The sequence below is a fragment of the Mesorhizobium sp. W016 genome (assembly GCF_054719485.1).
This window is the reverse complement of the sequence record NZ_JBTTIF010000002.1, coordinates 3,191,191-3,211,841: the sequence shown is the minus strand read 5'-3', so window position 1 is coordinate 3,211,841 and position 20,651 is coordinate 3,191,191. Positions and strand designations below refer to the sequence as shown.

Here is a 20,651-nt window from a genome sequence, read left to right as displayed (position 1 = left end):
TTACCTCCCCCTACCGCCCGTAACAGTTTGCACGAGCTTTTCGGCTTTCGCAACCTTAGTCGAGGACCACCGAAACAGCGATTTCTCCAAGAGGAAAAAGTTCGATTCAAAGAGGTCCAGATCCACGACCGCATCGTATGTGGAATAGTAGTCCGCATCTATGATGTCCTTGGTCTTAGCCAAGTGCATGTCGATATTTTTTTGGGCAAACGGGCCATAGGACACTCGATAGTTGAGGCCGTCGTCCGCCTTTCCCTCGACGGTAACCGCTGCATCGTCGATGTGGCCGAGAATTTCGCGAATAGATTTCGAAGATTCGTGATCGAACATATGATCAACGCTTCCAAATCGCTGCGGGAGGGCGGCGCTTTTGATGAGCACGATAAAGCGTATCCCAAAGCGGTTTACCTTCGCCACTTCGGCAATCGTCATCAATTCGGATGCAATCTTATTGACGTTGCGAAACGCCGCGTGCTGCAAGACGCCGACGAGCGCGGTCCCGAGTGGCCATTCGATGGCCCCAGAAATCGTGCTTGGATCTATGGAAATATGAATCGCCTGTCCGCTATCGTCAGTCTCCCCCGTTAGGCGATTCTGAGCTCGCGCCTCTCCAATTTTGACTAAGAAATCTGGAACTGTCTCCAGAAGAGTTCGGACGCAGGCTCCTCTCTTATCGTAGACGGCATAGCTTAGATCGAAGTCCAAGCGCCAAAGGATTTTTATCAGCTTTACGGATGTCTCGTCGGACAATTTCAGCCCCTAAAGATCCAGCCACTCTGCCCACCGGCCGTCGCAGCGGCATAGTGCTTCAATTTTTCCCAAAGTCCATACTAGTGATATGTGCCGAATGAGCGCGGGTAGATGGTGGTCACTTGAGCACCGGTCAAGGGGTCGGCCGATAGGTATTGGTTCTCAGACCAGAGAAACCAAGGGTTTGGCCCCAACAATCTGTCAATTGTGCGCCTAGACTCGCCCAGGGTAATGGCGTGGGTAAGCCACACGCCATTTTCGAATGCGATGATCCAGTTTCGCCAAGGTGGAGGGGAAGGTGCCGAAGCTTGTTTCTGTCAAAAACTCCGTTGTCGAACTCATTTCGGTTGGCATCTTTGGCGCAATGGCGGGAGCCGCTATTTTTGCGTACCTGGCCGACAAAATTGCCTCGACCGCTGAATATGCAACGCTGCTGAGTGGATTCGGCGGGGCTGTCCTTGGATCAGGGATGAGCGCGTTAGTGGCTTTCATCCTTGCCCGCCAGACGTCCAAAGAAACGTTGAACCGCGACATCAGTGCCAGAAACGCCGAGCAACAATCCTACGCCCTCAAATTGGCGGTCAAGGCTTCTTTGATATTGAGCGATGTCGTTGCCATCCAGCGGTCAATCGACTCGTCCCTTTCCGATGCGAACGACCGAAATCTAACTGCTCAACCACTTTGGAAACGCATTCTGCCGATCGTTGGAAGTTACCAGCTATACGACGTTGATGCGGCTGAATTGTCGCCACTTATCGCCGCAAAAGACGGTACCCTCATGCATTCTGCCGTTACCCTTTTTATGCAGCATAGGAACCTGGTAGAGGCGGTTAAGGTATACGGCCAAAAAAGAGATCTGGTTAAGGATTACATTACACATCATATCGCCGCCGCGGACGGCGTTCTCACGTCGGGCCTAACAGAGGCGGACGTCGGTCGTCTGGCGCCGCTTGAGATGGAACTGGAAAGCCTCGTAAACGGCATTCGCGAGATGATATCTGATCTTGTCCGCATGGGAGAGCAGGTTACCTATGGCATCGGACCGGCGATGAGGAAATTCTATGCGAACACAGAATTCCCTGTTTTCGTACCAATAGGTTCATCCGGGCAGCCCGCCGATGCGCCAACAGCCGCTGCGAAATTGGCGGATTGAGAGCAGCCCTACCGCGCGCTCTTTAGGCGATCGATCATAGCGGCGAACTCGCCCGCAGCGATCGGTGCCGGCGCATACGCCCTACCCTCGTCGCTGCCAAGCCAATCACTCACCGCGGCTTCAACGCTTTGAAGGCCAAAGCCGTCCCGAATAAGCACGACATGGCCGTCGCCATCGTCGGCCGGCTCGACCTCGATTTTGTGCGTCGTCAGAAACAGCGCCAAGCCCGCCGGCGCGAACTTGCCAGCCACGCCTTGGGCGTCAAAGACGTCGCTGATCGCCGTGCGGGCGATCATGCCGTGCAGCGTGTCAGTGCGTTCCTTGATGACTTTGTCGCAATTAGCCAAGGCCGCCTCATGGGCCTTCTGAGCGGCCGCAAGGGCCGCATTGCCTTCGTCGGCGATCGCCTGCGCCTCCGGGGTCAACGTGAAGCCGCCAAAACCAGTAGGCAGGTAGCAAGCGCGAAACTGCGCCGGCACTTTGGCCAGAGTCGGGACCGTGGTCGGAAATTCAAAATCTTCCCCGGGCATTGGACTTCTCCTCGTTACGCTTGGTGACTAGCTGCGGCGGCGATCGCCTCCGCAGCGCGGGCCGCGGCGGCGTCCGCCAGCTTGGCAGCGGGCGACTGGGTATGCCTAGTCGCTACCTCGACGAAGGCCAGGCCGGCACGCCGAGCGGCTTCGACGGCCTTCGTCAGCCTCTCGATCCTTCCGAGCTCGACGGGGAACTTTTGCCGGCGCCAGCGATCGCGTACGGACGCGTGCGAGATATCGCTTATTCCAAGCAGCAGCGGATCCGCGTGCAGCACCGCAGAGAGGAATTGATCGTCCCCTGCCGCCAGGCGTCCGGCTATGGCCGCCGCGCGAGACTTGTCGTCCATCTGGCGCAGCACGCCTCGCAACTCGGCTGCACGGCTTTCCTCCGTCGCATTCCTTGGCTGTGCCGGAGCCCATGTCGACGCGGTCAGCCGACCGATCTCCGCTTGAGTCCGCTCCAGCGCCGAATCGAGCCGGGCGACACCGCGTTGCGCGATCGTCGTCGCGGCGGCGCGAAGCCGGACGGCGTTGTCCTGTGCAGTTCGGGTTTTGTCGGCAGTGATCGCCGCCGCGGTCGCCTCGATCTCGACCGCTGCATTACCGGCGAAGTCGAGAGCGCCGGCCAAGTCGTCGAGTGCGGGGTCCGGCTGGACAGTGCCGGCTCGAGGATCCTTCATCTGATACCGGTCGATGACCGCGCGATTAAGAGACGGGGAAAGGGCCATACAGCTACTCCGAAACACTGACTCAGTTACCAAACCGCGCCGCCGACCCAAGTCCGCAAAGCCGGCGGCGCGCACCGCGAGCCGCCTGCACGGACCGCGGCGATACGATCATCCGAAAATTCGCATGCTTGGAACCCGCTCGGGCCGGTCATTCGGCGGCCTGGCGCTGTCGATCCCAAGGCTTTCGAAAAGGCGAGAAAGGGCATTTGCGAGCGTCACGTACGCGGTGCCATCGATAATCTCGCCGTTCGCCAGTCGGGCATCCTCGCTCTCGCACACTAGCGCTATGCTGGCGGCACGCCGTGCCAAGATCGTTTGTTCGTCGCGGACCGTGCCGCCAATAGCTGCGAGAATGCAGCCAAGAATCTCGGCATATCGCCGGCCGCCGGCAGTGCGGCGATCGACGCCGCGCAAGGCCGGCCTGTTGACGGCCAGGTTTTCAGCTTCAATTTCGACCTTTCGCCTAGTCATCTTGGCTTGATTTCGTGCCATATTTTTTACTCACGCGTTACCCGGATTCAGATTCGACGGTATTCACTAGCGCTATGTGCGCGGAATCAAGCGCAGTTGCCAAGTGGTAGCACTTGACAACCTATCAAGTGCCCCACGGAAAAAGGCGGACCAAAGCCACTTGTGGCGGGAATCGGCCGGCTCTGCTGCCTGCCCCGGACGCCAGGCTTGTACCACGCCGGCCGATCCTCGGATCCATGACTACAAGGACTCCTGTGCCCGGCGTTGTGATCACGCGGCGCCGCCATCGGAACTCTCGCGGGCAGGAACTCGCGAAATTTTCCACGCTTCGAAACCAACCACATCGAAAAATCTTCTCAGTTCGGCTGCGATCTGCCCGTCGTCGAGACCAAGCGCACGCATTTCCTGGCGAAGCTTCCCGCGCTCGCATCTCCACCGCCGCAGCTGCTCTGGACGGTCTGGCGCGGCCAACAAGCGCCTTGCAGCGCCGCGGGCTACTTGCCGGCGCTGGCGAATCGGAAACCACAGAATCGTGGCTGTCCTCTCGAACAAAGGGATCATCGAGAGCTGGTCGGATTGATCTTTCGGCATGCAATTCCTCCTCAGCATTGCTTTTGTGGGACTTTGGGAGTGCCGCTGACCAGTTCGAGCGGAATCTCGCTTTCGTCCTCATAGTCTTCGTCGAACATGAGGCCGACGTCGGCACCCTCGTCGTCTGGTCCAAGACCGTCGACGCCGGGCGCATCGTCTTCGCCTTTGTCGCTGCCTTCATCGCGCTCGACGTGATCGAAGTCGTCATCGTGGTTGCACGCATAGTCTGCAGGCGGATTTTCATGGAGCGCATCGAAGGATGCAGCGAACTCAGCGGCAAGGGAGGAGTCCATTTCTTCGATGACGCGGATCGGCGTTTGTTGACTATTTGACTTAGTGGCTGCCGCGTTGGAATCGGAAGCGCCATGGCGCGCTTCCGATGTTCCACTAACGTTAGATGACGGCCTGAACCGTTCGGCGGCCCCTGCAAGGGCCGCCTCTGGTTCATCACTGCGCGCGCTCATATGAGTCGTCCGCAAATTCTGTCTGTTCATGTCCGCAGCTTCTTTCGGATCACGGTCCCAATTGTTGCCGGTCAAAGCATCCTTCTGATCCGCAATTTCTTTCGGATCTTGATCGGAAGCTTTTGTCGGATCATGAAGGGCAAAATCGTAGCTGTTGGTCACCCCCTTTCCACGACGAGTGACAGTTAAGTGACCCCGCTCACCCAACGACGCGATGGCATTTTCCACGGTCTTCACGCTGCATCTCAGCAGCGTCGCCAAAGTCATCTGTGAAGGCCAGGCTGTCCTGCTTTTGCGATTTAGAAACTCCATTGCCAGGCAGAGTGCGATACGAACCGCTGTTGATGACAGCTCATGGTCGTAAAGTACCTGCCTGATCCAATTCCATCTGAACTTGGCAAAGCCGTCATTTGGCTCGCCCTTCTCGTCAGGGTCTTTTGGCAATGTGATCTCCTATGGGTGCGGGCGCGTCCCGGCGCGCTACCCTGGGATCCAGGCATGCGCCGGTTTGGCCGGCCGATCCCCAGAAAGGCTGGACCTCACGGCAAGCGAGCCTTTGATGCGGTGTCAGATGCGCCTTTGCCGGGCGCGAGTCAGGGCGCGGCCTGGCCGGCGGCGTGCAAATGTGGTGAGCGTTCATCGAGGCGGCTGGCTTACGCCACGTGGCCGGCGCGAGTGCGCTCCCATTCAACCAATGCAGATTTAAGAAAAAGTCGGCGGCGATTGATGACCAATGGCCGCGGGAAGCCAAGCTTCTCATCCTGCAGCCAACGCCAAAGCGACATATCGGAAATCTGGAACCGAGCCAGCACTTGTGGCGCGGTTAGATATACGGCGTCAGGCGCCGACTCTTCATTTTGGGGAGCGAGGCTGTGTTTTCCGATCATTTGCGAACTCCAGAAATGGTAGGCTCGCGGGGCAAAAACAAAAAAGCCGGCGAGCCTGGTTGAAGACCAGAAGCTCCCGGCATCCGCCGCTCGGTCCCGTCACCTGCGCGCCATCGGCCGCTCCGTTTTCACGGTCTCCCCGGCAATAAGCCGCAGAGGCAAGGGTATTCAGAAACCTAGAGATGTTTCCACGGCATCACCGCGTAACACCGCCTCACGATATGCTAACCTTCGACTCTTACGCAATAGGACGTTGGCAGGATTCCTCGAGTCCTATGCGAGGCGCTCGCGAGCGCGACCAAGCGGCAGCTTCACCACGACTTGGTCATCGTCCTCGCCACGGATCGCGGTCAAGACGCTTTGCCAGCGCCCGCCGCCCTCAAGGATTGCAGCATTGAATTCCCGGCTGCGGGCTGTTTCCTCCTCACGATCGCCGTCCACTCTCCACGCCTGAAACTTCGGCCACGACGCCTCGTCGACGAGCAATTCGACGTATCGCGTCCAAGCTTCCAGCGCTTGTCGCTTCTCGTCCTCGAAATCGTGCTTTTGATAGACGCCGACGATGCCGGCGAAAGAGCCGCTGACGTGATTCAATATTTTCTCGATGACCTCGAGGCGCACGCCGAAGCCTGCCAGCCGAGTTGCTACTGTCCGGCGTAGATCGTGCAGACCCCAAGACAGCATAGGATCGGCGCCCTCATTGGCTTCCGTCCGCAACCGTTCTATCTCGGCGTCCAGCCGCGCCTTTGATCGGCTGTATCCCGAGACGTGAGTTTCGCCGGTAGTAGTGAATGCGAACTTGGGTTCGATCTTCTTCCCGTTGGCGCCAATGATCGGCTCGCGGGGCAGTAGCTCTAAAATCACTACCGCCAGATGAGACAATGGAACTAAATGCGGCTTGCCATTCTTGGTCCGAGATCCCGGCAGACTCCATTCCGGCCAGTTCCCGCCCAAGGACAATTCCGACCATTCCATTCCCGCCACTTCCTCGCGGCGCTGGCCGGTCAGCAAGAGCAGACGCCACATTGGCCCGAAGGGATAGTCAAAAGCGCCCGTTGCGCGCCAGACGTCTTGCAATTCGGGATCGGTAAGCACTCGCTCGCGAGGCGTCTCCTCAGTCGGTTTCGAGACTCCGTCACACGGCGACACGGCAATGACGTCCTCGTCGACCAGCCAGCCAAAGAACTTTCGCAACGTCGCAAAGACCCGATTTGCCGTGACCGGTGATCCGCGGGCGACGATAGCTTTTAAAAGGTCCTTCACGTCGCGCTTTGAAACGTGAGCAACGTGGCGGTCGCCTAGAACCGGGTTGATCTCGGCTTTGAATTGCCGCTCGACCTCGGGCCATGACCGGTTCTTTTGGGCCTTGCACCATCCTTCCACAAAGGCGGCGCCTTGCTTACGAACCAGATCGCGTTCCGCTTCGGCCTGCTTGTCGGCCAATGCTTCTTCGGAAACCGGCTTGGCGGCCTCAATAGCCGCCTTCTTGGCCTTAGCCGGGTCCACCCCCTCGGACACCGCCGTTAAAGCGCGCAAAGCTGCCACCCTGGCCTCGCCGAGCGTATGGCCCTGCCCCAATGCCGGGCCGCCAACCGGCGCGTCCGATAGTCGGGCGTGAAGCACATGGCCGATGGTCAGCTTTTGGGATTTGCCACCAAACCGATATCGAAGCGCCCACGATTTCGCGCCGCTCGATTGGATGACCAGATAGAGGCCACGACAGCCGCCGTCGGGGATCTCCCGCCGGCCGTTTGGGTCAGGCTTGGCGGCCTCGACGGCCTTCGCTGTGAGCACGCTTGCCATGGTCAAATGCCCTTCCGGGTAACGAGGGGTAACGCATTTGGTGCGTTTGACGGCGTTACCCGATGTTAGTATCATTCGCAGACATATCGCTCAACGCCTTGCATTGCAAGGCATACGGCGCGCTCTTGTGATGTGGATTGTTAGGCTTTGGGAGCCATGAGATTTGACTGGGGGTCAAGGGGTCGTCGGTTCGAATCCGGCCACTCCGACCATTTTTAGACAGGACTTGCCCCCAAAGGTCCTGCTTCTCAAATCACCAACATTCATCCTTGGCACACATCGACCCATTCGGCGCCGACAATCTGTGCCATGCGCTCAGGGCTGAGCCTTACAGCGGCGTTGGTGGCGCCGGCCGCGGGCACGACTTCATCGAAGGCGCGCAGCGAGACGTCGCAATAGACCGGCAGCGGCGCCGGCAGGCCGAATGGGCAGACGCCGCCGACGGGATGGCTGGTAATCGCGACAACCTCGTCGGCGTCAAGCATGCGCGGCTTGCCGCCGAAACGGTCCTTCAATTTGCGGTTGTCGAGCCTCGACATGCCGCCGGCCACGATCAGCATGGTCTCACCGCCGACGCGCAGGCAGATGGTCTTGGCGATCTGCGCCGGCTCCACGCCATGCGCCTCAGCCGCCAGCGCCACCGTCGCGGAACTCGCTTCGGTGACGAGCACTTCGACATCGGGCGCATGGGCAGCCAGGAAGGCGCGCACGGATTCAAGGCTCATCTCGGCATTGTCCCATTCGAAAACGGTTAGCGTTCACACTGGATAGCTTCACGCTCGGTCGGCGGCAACCTCCCCGCCCCTCGACGGCTGCAGCGATACCAGGCCAGGCGGGTCGCGCCGCATGTCGGCAACGCAAGGCGCATCCCCCGTGCGGGAGATGTGTTCGGGCTGCTGCCTTGGTAGGTCGCAATGGATCAGGGCCGGCGCTGATGCTGTGCTCCCACGACCAACCGGAGAGATCATCATGCTCAAGCTCGCCTCGGCTCTGGCGCTGCTGCTTATCGGGACGGCGCCGCTGCTTGCCGACGACATGCCGATGAACGCGGACGCCATCAAATGGGGTCCTGCTCCTGCTGTCCTGCCCGCCGGCGCGGACATGGCTGTCATCGCCGGGGACCCCTCGAAGGATGGCATCTACGTGCTGCGGTTGAAGCTGCCGGCCGGCTACAGGACTGCGGCGCACAACCATCCCACCTCGGAATATGTGACGGTGATTTCCGGCAATTTTCATATCGGCATGGGCGACAAGCTCGACGAGACCAAGGGCATCGAACTGACCGCCGGCGGCTTCGGCGTAGCCCCACAGGGAATGAACCATTACGCCTGGACGACAAGCGCTACGATCGTCCAGGTTCATGGCGAGGGGCCGTTCGCGATCACCTACGTCAACCCGGCGGACGATCCGAGCAAGAAGTGACATTCGCCGTTGGGCGAATGCAACAAGCCCGCCAGGGCAAACCATGGCGGGCTTGTTGAACGACGCTTGGCCGTTGTTTATGAAACGGACCGGTTTTCCACAGGCGCCGTGGGCGCCGGGGCATCGATCAGGGCCGTTTCCGGCAATTGCAATGCTGCGGCGATCCGGCGAAGTTTCGTCGGATCGGTGTCCTTGCCGCTCTCTATGTCGGCAATCTCGCTGGTCGACAGACCGCAGGTCAGGGAAAGCTCTTCAATACTGTATCCCTTTGTCTCCCGGATGGCTTTGAGGCCGGGGTGCTCGAGCGCAACGTCGGCCGCCAGCCTGGAGAAGGGTTCGTGTTTTGCAGTTTGGGGCATTGGCAACTCCATGGGGCTAAAGAGTTTTGGATCAAATGATAGGGTGTTGCCTGAGAGCCGGGACAATGCCCGCTTGACGGCGATTTGCCAAGGCCCAAACCGACCGTCACAGCTTCGTGAACCGGCGTCAAAACCGCAGGCGCCAGGGCACATATAGGATCTCCGCCCCGATCTCCCAATCAAGTTCTTTTGAAGGGCCGCACGCCGAAGTGTTCAGCGGTTTTGCGCCGCTCGCGCGTTAGCCTGATGTTGCTGGAAGCCGCATCGGGCCAGCTTTTCCCAAGAGGATCAGATCCATGACATTCAAGACATCAGCCATCGTGCTCGCCACGATTTCAGGCCTCGCTGGCGCGAGCATGGTCGCGGCGCAAGCCGCCAAGGCCGTGCGCATTCGCGGCACGGTGACCGCCTTTGCCGGAGCGACGCTGACGGTGAAGACCCGCGAAGGCGCTACCGACGCCATCGCGCTGGCTGAAGGGTGGAAGATTTCCGGCGTCGCCAAGGCGGATGCCGGGGATATCAAGCAAGGCGATTTCCTCGGCATTGCCTCTGTTTCGAAGGCCGATGGCGGCAGCGGCGCGCTTGAGGTGGTGATCTTCCCGGCCGCGCTGAAGGGCGCCGGCGAAGGCGACCGCCCGTGGGATCTCGAGCCCAACAGCCGGATGACCAACGGCACGGTCGCCGATGTCACCGAGATTGCAGGTCGCACGGTGACGCTGACCTACGACAATGGCCAGAAAAAGCAGATCGCGATCCCGCAGACGACGCCGGTGGTGACCTTCGCGCCGGCGACGCCCGCCGACCTCAAGCCTGGCGCTGTGGTGTTCGTCAACGCCGAGCGCGGCAGCGACGGCAAGCTGACCGCGGGCCGGGTCGTTGTCGGCACCAACGGCGTCATTCCGCCGATGTAGGTTGCCGACGAAGCCGCCAGACACAATCCAGAAACAAAATTCTACAGTCCGGAAAAACTGTCGAAAAGTTCGGAGGCGATAGTCATGACTGCGGGGTTCACCGGCACCGATCTTGCTCGGTGACGGCCAAATTCAGCCCGCGCAGAAAAGGAAACGAAGTCATGAAGAAGTCCCTCCTGTCGGCTCTCGGGCTGGCTTTTGCCCTGGCTGTCTCTCTGCCCCTCATCGGCGCCAGCAGCGCCGACGCAGCACCGCTGCACAAGAAGCATCACCACCATCATCATCATCACAACAAGCATCACCGCCATCACCACCACCACCACCACCACAACAAGGTGGAGGCCAAGAAGGCCTGACAGGGCCGACTTGCCCAACGGGAAGGCTGGCCCTGGAGTCCTCGCCAAGGCCGCCTTCCCGTTGGTTTTTGCCAGGCGACACGTGGAAAAGCTGAAGGCAGGATTCGATGGCGCCCATGCGCCAGAATGCGAGCAACCACAGCGCACCCAACGAACGTATCCGGCGCAAGGCCGACAACACAGCGGTAGCCAGTTGCAGGACACCCCGGGTCTCTCAATGCCGTCGGAACCCGCTAGGACGGCGCCGCGAACGCGAGCACTATTGCGATCAAAATCAAAAGCGGCCCCATCCATTTGAAATGCTTCGCGACCTGCAGCCACCATGGCTGCTGACCTTGCTGGGCCTGAAAAGGACTTTGGAGCAGCCCAAAACCAACGCCTGTCATCCACAACCCAGCGCAGAACATGATGAACTCGTCGATGTAATTTGCGACCACGCCCGTCTCCTCCGCCGGTACCTTTGGACTGGCGTTATAGTCGCAGCCGGGAGTGGCAGAAAGCGCGGTGCCAAGTGGCGGCAATGACTGCTGCCGCCACCTGACAAGAGCCGGGGGCGGACTAGGTCTTGGCTGGCCATTTGGGCACGCCACCGTGTGACCTTCGCATGGGATGCCGCGCTGCTACGTCAGCGCCCTTCACGCGAAATGCATGATCGATGCCGGCCCCGCCAGGCGCCGTCCGTTGGCGAAGGTTAAAAATCGACGTCGCGAAAAAACGCGAAGAAAATTCGAACCACGCATGAACCTTTGCTTTGGAGGCCGCACTAACCGGCATGGACGCCGAGAAGGCGATCCCAACACAGAAGGACGCCATGGTGGCGATCCTCGATCCAGAGAAGGAAATGCTCAAATGACCAACTTCAAGCGCATCACGCTCGCCGCGGCCCTCATCGTCTCGGCCTTCGGTTCGGCTTCCGTTCCGACCTCGGCTTTCGCCAACGGCACGCATCCCACGGGCGACGGCGGCGCGGTTTGCAAGGGCTCCGGTCATTGCCTGGTGCTCTCGATCGAGTGCAAAGGCACCTATACCGACGCCACGGACAAGAATGGCACTGTCTATGGCAAGTGCAGCCAGACCGCGCAGGTTTCGCCGCAGGCCAAGATCAAGCTCGCCAAGTAATCGGCCGGAGATCAGGGAAATGGCGGTCGTCCGCGGGACGGCCGCCATTTTCTTTTTGTTTTCGTGAATTGTTTTAGCGCCGGCTGAGCAACAAGCTGGCGAGAAGGCCGACCACGACCAACCCAACAGCAGCGGCTGTTGCCGGACGATCGCGCGCCGTCTTTTCGATCGCCCTGCCCTGCTTCCTGATCGCCGGCAGCGCATCGCTGACAAGGTCGGCAAGCTGCCCATAATAGTCCGAAGCGGCATCGCGCCCGTCCTCGTAGTAAGCACCGCCGCGTTTGGCCACGACTTTGCGCAACGCGGCGAGCTCTTTGGAAAGGGTCGCGACCTGCTTTTCGAGATCGAGATCGGAGAGGGTCGAAAGCGATACCATGATTGTTTTTCCTTCTTTTGAGAGAAGGCCAAACGCATGGCCGCAGAACCGGTTCCGGTCTGCTTGCCCGAGGGCAGCTGAAAGGTTAGCGCACCTGGTCGAGCAGGCGCTTGCACTCCAGGAGGTCAAACAGCGCCTCCTGCAGCAAGGCCCGGTTGTCGCGCGACAGTTTCGATGCGCCGGGCTGGACCGGACCTTCCTCCTCGGTCTTGCCCAGGCCGAAAAAGCGGCGGCTGGGTTTTACCTTGGGCTGACCGACCAGCATCTCGTCATCCATGCCGCGCGGCTGGGCGGCTGGCGTCAGCGGCACCTGATCGGCCTGCCTGCGCTGCGAGATCGCTTCGACGGCAGCCATGTCGCCATTGCCGATGGCGACCAGGAAATGGTTGCCGTTCTCGCGCAGCAGTTTCTGCACGCCCTTGATCGTGTAACCCTGGTCGTAGAGCATGTGGCGGATGCCCTTGATCAGTTCGACATCCTGTGGCCGGTAGTAGCGGCGGCCGCCGCCGCGCTTCATCGGCTTGATCTGGTTGAAACGGGTTTCCCAGAAGCGCAGCACGTGCTGCGGCAGATCGAGATCCTCCGCGACCTCGCTGATGGTGCGGAAAGCGTCGGGGCTCTTGTCCATGGGCGAAATCCTCACGCTGGACGGCGATCCGGCCCAGTCTACCGAATCGGGTATCATTTCAGCGGTTTATGAAACAATATTCAAGCCCGGCGTCAAAACGGCCCGGCGTTTTCAACCGAAGCCTGCGGCAGAACCTATTTGCCGCCCTTGGCCTTGCTGTTCTGGTGCGAGCGCAGGATACGGCTTTTCAGCACGTTCGACGACTTGAAGGTCATCACCCGGCGCGGCAGGATCGGCACTTCCTCGCCGGTCTTGGGATTGCGGCCGATGCGTTCGTTCTTGGAACGGACGTGGAAGGTGGCGAAGGACGACAGCTTCACCGTCTCGCCGCGTACGATGGCTTCACAGATTTCGTCCAGCACCGCTTCGACGAGTTCTGCCGATTCAGTGCGTGACAAGCCGACCTTACGGTAAACAGCTTCGGCAAGGTCGGCGCGCGTAAGTGTCTTTCCCCCCATGCGACCGTCCCATCAGTTCAAAAAACATAAATCGATACAGGTAAAGGCAGAGCCTAAGTAATTGATCCGGCAAGGTCAAGGACCGAAACCGGACCGTTCGGCACTTACCAGCGAACGAGAACCGCGCCCCAGGTGAAGCCTCCGCCCATCGCTTCCAGGAGCACGAGATCACCCTTCTTGATGCGACCGTCGGCGACGGCCACCGAAAGCGCCAGCGGCACGGAAGCAGCCGAGGTGTTACCGTGCAAATCGACGGTGACCACCACCTTTTGCTCAGCAATCCCGAGCTTCTTGCCCGAAGCGTCAATAATGCGTTTATTGGCCTGATGCGGCACGAACCAGTCGAGGTCGTCGGCGGTTATGCCGGCCTGCGAAAACGTCGCCTCGATGACATCGGTGATCATGCCGACGGCGTGCTTGAACACTTCGCGGCCTTCCATCCTGAGATGGCCGACCGTGCCGGTGGTCGAGGGACCGCCATCGACGAAAAGCTTGTCCTTGTGGGCGCCGTCGGAGCGCAGGCTCATCGCCAGCACGCCACGGTCGGCAATGCCGCCGGTGCCCTCATCCGCTTCCAGCACCAGCGCGCCGGCGCCGTCGCCGAACAAGACGCAGGTCGAGCGGTCGCTCCAGTCGAGGATGCGAGAAAAGGTCTCCGCGCCGATCACCAGCACGCGCTTGGCGAGGCCGCCTCTGATGTAGAGGTCGGCGGTGGTCACCGCATAGACGAAGCCCGAGCACACCGCCTGCAGGTCGAAGGCAAAGCCGTGATGCATGCCGAGCCGGTTCTGGATCTCGACGGCGGTCGCCGGAAAGGTGTTGTTGGGCGTCGAGGTCGCCAGCACGATCAGATCAATGTCGGCAGGCGTAAGACCAGCATTGTCGAGCGCTGCGCGCGCCGCCGCCTCGCCCAGCGACGCCGTCGTCTCGTCATCGGCGGAGATATGACGCTGGCGGATGCCGGTGCGCTGGGCGATCCACTCGTCCGAGGTCTCGACCATGCCTTCGAAATCGGCATTCTTCATGATGCGGCGGGGCAGCGCAGCACCGGTGCCGCGCACGACTGATCTGATCAAAGCTCTTTCCTATTCCTTTTCGTCGACGGTGGCGTCGGATTTCCTGTTTGCCTGGGCATGCGGGTTGCGCGCATGGAACAGGTCGAGATCGGCCTCGATGCGGTCGATCAGATTGTTGCGCACCATGTCGTAGCCAAGCTCGATGGCCGCCGCGAAACCGTCCGAATCGGCGCCGCCATGGCTCTTTACCACGATGCCGTTCAGACCCAGGAAAACACCGCCATTGGAGCGGCCCGGATCGAGCTTTTCGCGCAGGCGGTCAAAAGCGCCCTTGGCGAAGACATAGCCGATCCTGGCCATCAGCGTGCGGTTCATCGCGGCGCGCAGATAGCCTGAGATCTGGCGCACAGTGCCTTCTGCCGTCTTGAGCGCGATGTTGCCGGCGAAGCCCTCGGTGACGACCACGTCGACCGTGCCCTTACCGATGTCGTCACCCTCGACGAAGCCGTGATAATTCATCGAGGCCATGTTGGCCTCGCGCAGCATGCGCCCGGCTTCCTTGACCTCTTCCTGTCCCTTGATCTCCTCGACGCCGACATTGAGCAGGCCGACTTTCGGCCGGTCGATGCCGAACACCGAGCGCGCCATGCCGGTGCCGAGAATGGCAAAGTCGATCAGCTGGTGCGCATCGGCGCCGATGGTGGCGCCGACATCCAGCACCACGCTCTCGCCGCGCATCGTGGGCCAGATCGCCGCGATCGCCGGACGATCGATGGTCGCCATCGTGCGCAGGCAGAACTTCGACATCGCCATCAGCGCGCCGGTATTGCCGGCCGAAATGCAGGCCTGCGCGCTGCCACTCTTGACTGCTTCGACAGCCTTCCACATCGACGACTTCCAGCGGCCGTGGCGCAGCGCCTGGCTCGGCTTGTCATCCATCCTGACCGCGACTTCGCAATGGTGGAACTCGCTGACCTCGGCCAGTTTGGGAAATTTGGCGAGTTCGGGGCGCACCAATTCCTCGCGCCCATATATGACGAAGCGGATGTCGGGACGCCTGACGGCGACCGTCATGAGTGCCGGGATGACCACGTTTGGCCCGTGATCGCCACCCATGGCATCGATGGAAATCCTGATCACGCGGTCTTTATCTCACTAGCTTGGGCCAGGGCACATGGCCCGCGAAAGAAATACTAAACTCGCGAAATTCGGGGGCTCGCGAAGGTTCGGCGAAAATAGCGGTTTTGGGCTGCCGCACAACCGGCTTTTCTCCGATCGCTTCGTGTTTTAGGATTTTCCAAGCAAGGATCGCAGCTTTTGCTGGAATTCATTCTCGACGGGCTCGTCCGGGCCGGCGGCATCGAGAGAGGCGCCTGCCTTGCGCGGATAGGGATCGATCGCCAGCCCGAAGAACTGTTCGGCGAGCGCGCCGACGTCGATCGTGTCGCCGGAGAATGTTTCCGGGCCGTCTGGCCCGTCGGCGTCGAGCAGGATCTCGCCGCCGCCTTCGAAACCTTGCCGTCCGAGTTTGGATTGTTCGGGCAAGAACAGCGCCTCGACCTCCTCGTCGATATGGGCCGCGACCGGCTCAAGGGTGACGATGCAGGCCTGGGTGATATCAGCCTCGACGCGGCCGCTGACCTTGACGCCATTGCGCTTCCACGGCGCCACCAAAAGCTCAGCACGGTAGTTTTCGACCGAAAGCAGCTCGTGCTCGCGCGCAAGCATTGCGCGCTGCGCGGCGTCGGCGTCGATCACCACCTGCAAACCTTTGTGCGGCAGGCGGCCGACATTGGCCGCGAATGAGACCGGGCTAGGCGTGTCCACATGTTTCATCTTGGTCTCCCCTCCTCACTCCGCTTTCGCGACGGGAAACGCCACGGCACCGGAAACGATCGATTCGGACGGCTGTGCTTCAAGCTGCCTGGCGGCATCGATTACATAGGACGCCAGCGGCAAGGCTTGCGGCCAGGCGCCGGCATCGGGTCTGACATTGCGCGCCAGGGCGGCAGCAAGCGCGTCGCGGTCGCTGCGTCCCAGCGCGTCGTCATAGGCGGCGGTACGGCCGTAGAACATTTTGGCCAGCCTCTTCATGCGCTTGGGCACGCCGACATCGCCAACGCCCAGTTCCCGCAGCGAATGCTCGACATCGAGAAAGAACTCGTCGATCAGCACCTGCGCGACCTCTTGCGCGACGCCCTCTTCGCCGCGCAGCCGGTGCTGAAACAGGAACATGTGCAGCGACAACATCTCGAAACGGCCGAGCGGCGTATCCGGCACATTCCAGTGGGAATAAAACACGGTCTGCCGCGCCGCCGCCACGATTTGTGCGTAAAGCGCCTCGGTGATAGCGCGGTTGGCGTTGCGTTCGCGGCCAAAAAGGCGCTGGAACATTGAGGGTGGTCTCCTGGGGACCGATTGTTTGAATGGGCCTTGTTGCATCGGCAAGCAAGCTGGTTTACCGGTTTTGCCGCCCAGCGCAAGTTGCGGCCAGCTAATGGAGTTGTTGTTGCGCGCGCTGAAATTCAAGTCGACTTTTCTGCCTGGGGCCACCGCCGCGGTTTCGCTGGTGCTGGTGGCTTCCGCGCTGTCGGGCTGCAATTCGTCCAAGATGTTCGGCGACCTTAACCCTAGCGAGACGCTGACGCAGGGCTATGTTATCGACCAGCAGGCGGTCGATTCGGTGCCGGTGGGCTCCAGCCGCGAACAGGTGCTTCTGGCGCTCGGCACGCCATCGACGAAAGCCACCTTCGACAATGAGGCGTTCTATTACATTTCGCAGACGCGCAAGCGCTATGTCGCTTTCGACAAGCCGCGCCTGGTCGACCAGAAAGTGCTCGCGGTCTATTTTGGCGAGGACGGGCGCGTCACCCAGATTGCCAATTACGGTCTGAAGGACGGCAAGATTTTCGACTTCATCTCGCGCACCACGCCGACCGGCGGCAAGGACCAGAACTTCCTCAGCCAGATCATCAAAGGCGCCAGCAAGCTGGCGCCCCCCATTCCTGGCGGCGGCGCCTAAGAAGCGACCGCCTTCCTTAGATTTTTGCTTCCCCCGAAGCGACACCATCTCAGGCGACCAAAAGCCCGCGGGAGCGATCCTGCGGGCTTTTGTTTTGAGGTCATGCGGCCGCAACACCCGTCGCGCTTTGCCGCGCGTGGCCTGTTCGGCCGCCGGGCTCCAGCGAGGCGCGGTGCACAGCCGCACTCTGCCGCGCTTCCGAAGGCGTCATGCCGAAATGCCGGCGGAAGGCGTGGTTGAAGGTCGAGAGATCGCCGAAGCCGGCGTCGAAGGCGATGGCGCCGATGGTGCGGTGTGCCAGGCGCAGGTCGGCTAGCTTGCTGCAAACCAGCGCCAGCCGCCGGCCAAGCACGAACTGCGACAGCGAGGTACCCTCACCCTCGAACAGCTTTCTGATATAGCGCGCGCTGACGCGGTGGCGCCCGGCCAGGGCGTCCGACCCGACATCGCCGGAAGCCAGATTGCTTTCGATATCGGCTTTGATGGCGCGCAGCCGCGCGGCGCGTATGCCGCGGCCTGCGGCGACCTCAGTGGCGTCCTGCGTTGCCCCGACCACGACCGCGACAAGGTCCTGTATGTGCTTGGCGGCAAGCCAGCGCAATTCGGACGCGGCCAGGTTCGGCTCCTGCATCAGCAGACGGACATAGCTGGTCAGCAGCAAGAACTTTTCGCCCACGCATGACATCGGCGTCATCAGGGCGGCGTCCGCATTCGCAGCCATGGGCCCGAGCGCTGCCTTGGGGATGGTGATGAAGAGATGATGCGACATCGCCCGCTCGATCACATGCGGATCAGAGGAGGACAGAAGGATTGCCTGGCCGGCCTCGATGCTGGCCTCGCGGCCGAGATGCGAGAAGGTGGCAGCGCCCTCCAGACACATGAAGAAAATGTAATCATCGGTCCCCTTGGCCATGGCGCGGGAACGGATGGTGCGGAAGGCGGTGGTCCTCGAATCGGCAATGCCGACGCCCGGCAGCCGCAGGATGGTCGCGTCGACGGAGAGCTTTTCCTCCGTGACGTTAAAATCCATGTCGGTCACCATCCGGCGCAACAGGTCGCAATAGACGTTTCGCCATTCCGCTCGCGGCCACATGGAGGTCGAAAAGCGCGCATGCGCAAACTCGGGGGGTCGAATAGTCATGGGGTACTCCCAAGCGATTGTCTTCATTTCACTGTCGTTCGTAGTCGAGGCTCGTTCCATGAACGGCCTCTCATTCCGACGGCGGCAATCGGGGGGCAGTGGATGGCTACAATGATTTGCGCACTTGGACAAAAGACTATTTACGAAGCTATGGATGAGCTTAGTTCATTCATGCTAAGAAACCCAGGGGCAAGATAGGGTAACGGCAGATGACAAGACGGCTTCCACAACTGGAATCCATTCGGGCTTTCGAGGTCATTGCCCGGCTGGGCAGCTTCAAGCGCGCTGGCGATGAGCTGAATGTTACGCCAAGCGCGCTCAGCCACCGCATCGCCGATCTCGAAGCCGATCTCGGCGTGCTTCTGTTCACCCGCCATGTCCGCCGCGTCGAACTAACGCTTGAAGGCGAAAGATTGTCCGCGGGCGTGAGACGCGCACTGCTGGAAATCCAGAGCACGATCGCGAGTGTCGCGCGCAACGAGCGCACGAGGCTGAGGGTCACCGCCATTCCTTCGCATGCCGTGCGCTGGCTGGCCCCGCGTCTGCACAGGTTTCGCAAAAAGCATCCCGAAACAGAGATCGACATCAATGCGGATCTTGCAGTCGTCGACCTTTCGCAGCGAACAGTCGACATCGCATTGCGCTTCGGCGGCGGACACTATCCGGCCGTCGAGACCGAATGGCTGATGGCTGATGCGATCTTTCCTGTCGTCAGTCCCGACTATCTCGCCGCCAACGGCCCGGTCAGAGACCAGCACGATGTGCTGCGACTGTTTCGCATCCTCGACACGACGGCCGAAAATGACGAGAGCGGCGCCAATTGGCGCCACTGGTTCGAGAGAAACAATCTGCCGCTGGATACGGTTGGCGACGGCATGAATCTGAACGGCACCTTGCTGGCGGTCGAAGCGGCGGCCAGCGGTCTGGGCGTCGCTATCGCGAGGAAGTCGCTGGTCGAGAGCGATTTGCGCACCGGCAGGCTCGTGCGCCTCCTGACAACGGACATACCGACGAACTGGAACCACTACGTCGTCGTCCACCCGTCCATCTCCGCCTGGGAGCCTGCCAGATCGTTCATCAACTGGCTGAAGGCGGAAGCCGGCGACAGCGCCGGCGCCGGTTGACCTCGGCGGCCGTTTGGGAACTCTCCTCGGGAGGTCAGCAGAAGGTGCCCCCCGGTGCTCACGGACTCATTGCACCGGCCGGTTGCTCATCCTTGCGGCCCGACTGGTTCGCGGCCTTGGCGGCAAGCGCTGCCGCCATCTGGCTCTCCAGCTCGCGCAGCTTGGCGTCGAGTGTCGCCATGCCGCCCCAGCCGAATCTCGCGCGGTACAGCGGTGCGACCTCGGGCGTCAGGAATTCGACGAGGGTTTCGTCCTCGACCCAGACCTTGAGCACCTTGAACAGGCGCGCATCGATCAGCTCGCTATGCCAGCCCATGCGGGCGGCAATGCCCTGGATGGTTTCGGTCGAATTGGGCGTGCTGAGCAGCACATGCGAGCCGGAGCGCAGGCGCATGTTCGGGTCGAAGCCGATGCCGAGCGGCGCTTGCTGGTCCAGAACCGTGCCGCACGGTAGGATTTCGATCAGCGAGCCGAAATCGTCGCCGAGGCAGACAAACCATGCGCCCTCAGGAAATGGCGGCGACGGCGCACGAACCGCGGTGGCGACAAGCATTTCGGCAAGGACGCTGGCGACGGCCTGCGGATCGCGGGCGTTGAATGAAGCGTGATGCAGCATGGCAATACTCCTGTTTTCAACGGCGGCGGCCGGCAGAAGTGCCGACCCATGCCGCGGCGTTCCGCAAAAACTGAATCACCGGCTGAGCGTCAGGATGACCGCGGCAAACAGGCAGGCGTATTCGGCCAGTCCAAGCACAAGGCGCAAATTGTGGTTGGCCGCCCAGCTGTCGCGCGTCTGCGCCCAATCATCGGGGATGGTCACCGGCGTCCAGCTCTGCACCTGTTTGTTGAGCGGCACCTGACGGCTGACGGTGAAGCCAATGTCGATCACCACCAGCGCCGCGGCGACGATGGTCAGGATGCGCGGCAGGCCGGCATCGACCGCAAACATCGCCATCGCCGCGATCAGCACCAGCGTCGTCAGCCTGACTAACGGCATCACCCGGGTAAACGTCCGGTCGCGCATCTGATGCATGGCCATGTACTGGCCGGCGGTAAGATCATCGATGCGAAAATCGTGGATTACACCCGAGACGTAGATGCCGGCAATAATTCCAGCCAGCGCAAGCGAAGCCGCCATCAAGAAAATGTCCATGTCTTTTCCCTGCCCGAATGTCGTTTCCCTGGCCAAAATCGCCGCAGAGGCGAGCCCGACACCGCGTCGATCGCAATGTCCTGGCCAATGGCCGGGGTATTAAAGCAGGCGAACGGTCCGGGCTTGGGTAGGATGGAACGATGTTTTGGGCAATGCGGCCCTCCGATTGCGTCGGAAACATCAAGT

28 protein-coding genes are annotated in these 20,651 nt (G+C 61.0%); 7 read left to right on the top strand and 21 right to left on the bottom strand.

The window, feature by feature from the left end; all coding sequences use genetic code 11:
* Positions 1-750 (bottom strand): hypothetical protein, encoded by a 750-nt coding sequence (locus ACYG9V_RS16040; protein ID WP_352764237.1) that lies wholly within the window; start codon positions 748-750, stop codon positions 1-3.
* A 298-nt stretch (positions 751-1,048) separates the two neighbouring features.
* On the opposite strand from ACYG9V_RS16040, the gene ACYG9V_RS16035 reads away from it, so the two are divergent.
* Entirely contained in the window at positions 1,049-1,903 is an 855-nt protein-coding gene (locus tag ACYG9V_RS16035; protein ID WP_352764239.1) for a hypothetical protein, read from the top strand.
* Between the two features lie 8 nt (positions 1,904-1,911).
* On the opposite strand, the gene ACYG9V_RS16030 is transcribed toward ACYG9V_RS16035, so the two are convergent.
* The 8 genes from ACYG9V_RS16030 to ACYG9V_RS15995 all read right to left on the bottom strand — a co-directional run bounded on the left by ACYG9V_RS16030 (position 1,912) and on the right by ACYG9V_RS15995 (position 8,105).
* Positions 1,912-2,433 (bottom strand): hypothetical protein, encoded by a 522-nt coding sequence (locus tag ACYG9V_RS16030; protein WP_352764241.1) that lies wholly within the window; start codon positions 2,431-2,433, stop codon positions 1,912-1,914.
* Between the two features lie 14 nt (positions 2,434-2,447).
* The gene (locus tag ACYG9V_RS16025) at positions 2,448-3,164 is read right to left on the bottom strand and encodes a hypothetical protein (RefSeq protein ID WP_352764243.1); all 717 of its coding nucleotides are present in this window, start codon (positions 3,162-3,164) and stop codon (positions 2,448-2,450) included.
* A 108-nt stretch (positions 3,165-3,272) separates the two neighbouring features.
* Positions 3,273-3,656 (bottom strand): hypothetical protein, encoded by a 384-nt coding sequence (locus ACYG9V_RS16020; protein ID WP_352764245.1) that lies wholly within the window; start codon positions 3,654-3,656, stop codon positions 3,273-3,275.
* 249 nt (positions 3,657-3,905) lie between these two features.
* Complete coding sequence (locus ACYG9V_RS16015; protein ID WP_352764247.1) at positions 3,906-4,226, bottom strand: DUF6074 family protein; 321 nt, start codon at positions 4,224-4,226, stop codon at positions 3,906-3,908.
* 11 nt (positions 4,227-4,237) lie between these two features.
* Positions 4,238-5,134, bottom strand: a complete 897-nt coding sequence (locus tag ACYG9V_RS16010) for a helix-turn-helix domain-containing protein (RefSeq protein ID WP_352764249.1) — start codon at positions 5,132-5,134, stop codon at positions 4,238-4,240.
* Between the two features lie 209 nt (positions 5,135-5,343).
* Positions 5,344-5,577: a helix-turn-helix transcriptional regulator gene (locus tag ACYG9V_RS16005; RefSeq protein ID WP_352764251.1), complete on the bottom strand. Its 234-nt coding sequence runs from the start codon at positions 5,575-5,577 to the stop codon at positions 5,344-5,346.
* A 273-nt stretch (positions 5,578-5,850) separates the two neighbouring features.
* Positions 5,851-7,380, bottom strand: coding sequence for a tyrosine-type recombinase/integrase (locus tag ACYG9V_RS16000; RefSeq protein ID WP_352764253.1), 1,530 nt, complete (start codon positions 7,378-7,380; stop codon positions 5,851-5,853).
* A gap of 263 nt (positions 7,381-7,643) precedes the next feature.
* Positions 7,644-8,105, bottom strand: a complete 462-nt coding sequence (locus ACYG9V_RS15995; RefSeq protein WP_352764255.1) for a YbaK/EbsC family protein — start codon at positions 8,103-8,105, stop codon at positions 7,644-7,646.
* A gap of 244 nt (positions 8,106-8,349) precedes the next feature.
* Between ACYG9V_RS15995 and ACYG9V_RS15990 the strand changes: the two genes are divergently transcribed.
* A complete protein-coding gene (locus tag ACYG9V_RS15990; RefSeq protein WP_352764258.1) occupies positions 8,350-8,802 on the top strand; it encodes a cupin domain-containing protein in 453 nt (150 codons plus the stop codon).
* 77 nt (positions 8,803-8,879) lie between these two features.
* Here the strand turns inward: ACYG9V_RS15990 and ACYG9V_RS15985 are convergent, their stop codons facing one another.
* The gene (locus ACYG9V_RS15985) at positions 8,880-9,161 is read right to left on the bottom strand and encodes a helix-turn-helix domain-containing protein (protein WP_023689492.1); all 282 of its coding nucleotides are present in this window, start codon (positions 9,159-9,161) and stop codon (positions 8,880-8,882) included.
* 296 nt (positions 9,162-9,457) lie between these two features.
* On the opposite strand from ACYG9V_RS15985, the gene ACYG9V_RS15980 reads away from it, so the two are divergent.
* Positions 9,458-10,072, top strand: a complete 615-nt coding sequence (locus tag ACYG9V_RS15980) for a hypothetical protein (protein WP_352764260.1) — start codon at positions 9,458-9,460, stop codon at positions 10,070-10,072.
* Between the two features lie 161 nt (positions 10,073-10,233).
* Positions 10,234-10,428, top strand: a complete 195-nt coding sequence (locus tag ACYG9V_RS15975; RefSeq protein ID WP_352764261.1) for a hypothetical protein — start codon at positions 10,234-10,236, stop codon at positions 10,426-10,428.
* Positions 10,429-10,661: 233 nt separating this feature from the next.
* Here ACYG9V_RS15975 and ACYG9V_RS15970 read toward each other — a convergent pair whose 3' ends face one another.
* A complete protein-coding gene (locus ACYG9V_RS15970; RefSeq protein ID WP_023697438.1) occupies positions 10,662-10,865 on the bottom strand; it encodes a hypothetical protein in 204 nt (67 codons plus the stop codon).
* 412 nt (positions 10,866-11,277) lie between these two features.
* Here ACYG9V_RS15970 and ACYG9V_RS15965 point away from each other — a divergent pair, with 412 nt between their 5' ends.
* Positions 11,278-11,547, top strand: a complete 270-nt coding sequence (locus ACYG9V_RS15965; protein WP_023669376.1) for a hypothetical protein — start codon at positions 11,278-11,280, stop codon at positions 11,545-11,547.
* 73 nt (positions 11,548-11,620) lie between these two features.
* Here ACYG9V_RS15965 and ACYG9V_RS15960 read toward each other — a convergent pair whose 3' ends face one another.
* The 7 genes from ACYG9V_RS15960 to ACYG9V_RS15930 form a co-directional block, all read right to left on the bottom strand.
* Complete coding sequence (locus ACYG9V_RS15960) at positions 11,621-11,923, bottom strand: hypothetical protein (RefSeq protein ID WP_023669375.1); 303 nt, start codon at positions 11,921-11,923, stop codon at positions 11,621-11,623.
* Between the two features lie 85 nt (positions 11,924-12,008).
* A complete protein-coding gene (locus ACYG9V_RS15955) occupies positions 12,009-12,551 on the bottom strand; it encodes a MerR family transcriptional regulator (protein WP_023669374.1) in 543 nt (180 codons plus the stop codon).
* Between the two features lie 134 nt (positions 12,552-12,685).
* On the bottom strand, positions 12,686-13,009 hold the full coding sequence (locus ACYG9V_RS15950; protein WP_006201891.1) for an integration host factor subunit alpha: 324 nt from the start codon (positions 13,007-13,009) through the stop codon (positions 12,686-12,688).
* Positions 13,010-13,113: 104 nt separating this feature from the next.
* Positions 13,114-14,085: a beta-ketoacyl-ACP synthase III gene (locus ACYG9V_RS15945; RefSeq protein WP_352764263.1), complete on the bottom strand. Its 972-nt coding sequence runs from the start codon at positions 14,083-14,085 to the stop codon at positions 13,114-13,116.
* A gap of 9 nt (positions 14,086-14,094) precedes the next feature.
* Positions 14,095-15,165, bottom strand: coding sequence for a phosphate acyltransferase PlsX (gene plsX / locus ACYG9V_RS15940; protein WP_023669372.1), 1,071 nt, complete (start codon positions 15,163-15,165; stop codon positions 14,095-14,097).
* 147 nt (positions 15,166-15,312) lie between these two features.
* Positions 15,313-15,861 (bottom strand): YceD family protein, encoded by a 549-nt coding sequence (locus ACYG9V_RS15935; protein WP_023669370.1) that lies wholly within the window; start codon positions 15,859-15,861, stop codon positions 15,313-15,315.
* A 15-nt stretch (positions 15,862-15,876) separates the two neighbouring features.
* Positions 15,877-16,419, bottom strand: coding sequence for a ubiquinol-cytochrome C chaperone family protein (locus ACYG9V_RS15930; RefSeq protein ID WP_023689497.1), 543 nt, complete (start codon positions 16,417-16,419; stop codon positions 15,877-15,879).
* A gap of 115 nt (positions 16,420-16,534) precedes the next feature.
* Here ACYG9V_RS15930 and ACYG9V_RS15925 point away from each other — a divergent pair, with 115 nt between their 5' ends.
* A complete protein-coding gene (locus ACYG9V_RS15925; RefSeq protein ID WP_023669368.1) occupies positions 16,535-17,047 on the top strand; it encodes an outer membrane protein assembly factor BamE in 513 nt (170 codons plus the stop codon).
* Between the two features lie 100 nt (positions 17,048-17,147).
* On the opposite strand, the gene ACYG9V_RS15920 is transcribed toward ACYG9V_RS15925, so the two are convergent.
* Complete coding sequence (locus ACYG9V_RS15920) at positions 17,148-18,188, bottom strand: helix-turn-helix domain-containing protein (RefSeq protein WP_198037304.1); 1,041 nt, start codon at positions 18,186-18,188, stop codon at positions 17,148-17,150.
* A gap of 209 nt (positions 18,189-18,397) precedes the next feature.
* Between ACYG9V_RS15920 and ACYG9V_RS15915 the strand changes: the two genes are divergently transcribed.
* A complete protein-coding gene (locus ACYG9V_RS15915; RefSeq protein ID WP_023669366.1) occupies positions 18,398-19,312 on the top strand; it encodes a LysR substrate-binding domain-containing protein in 915 nt (304 codons plus the stop codon).
* A gap of 58 nt (positions 19,313-19,370) precedes the next feature.
* On the opposite strand, the gene ACYG9V_RS15910 is transcribed toward ACYG9V_RS15915, so the two are convergent.
* Together ACYG9V_RS15910 and ACYG9V_RS15905 are read right to left on the bottom strand one after the other, a co-directional pair.
* Positions 19,371-19,928, bottom strand: a complete 558-nt coding sequence (locus tag ACYG9V_RS15910; protein ID WP_352445117.1) for a hypothetical protein — start codon at positions 19,926-19,928, stop codon at positions 19,371-19,373.
* A 75-nt stretch (positions 19,929-20,003) separates the two neighbouring features.
* Positions 20,004-20,465: an anthrone oxygenase family protein gene (locus ACYG9V_RS15905; RefSeq protein ID WP_023739315.1), complete on the bottom strand. Its 462-nt coding sequence runs from the start codon at positions 20,463-20,465 to the stop codon at positions 20,004-20,006.
* Positions 20,466-20,651 lie beyond the last annotated feature (186 nt).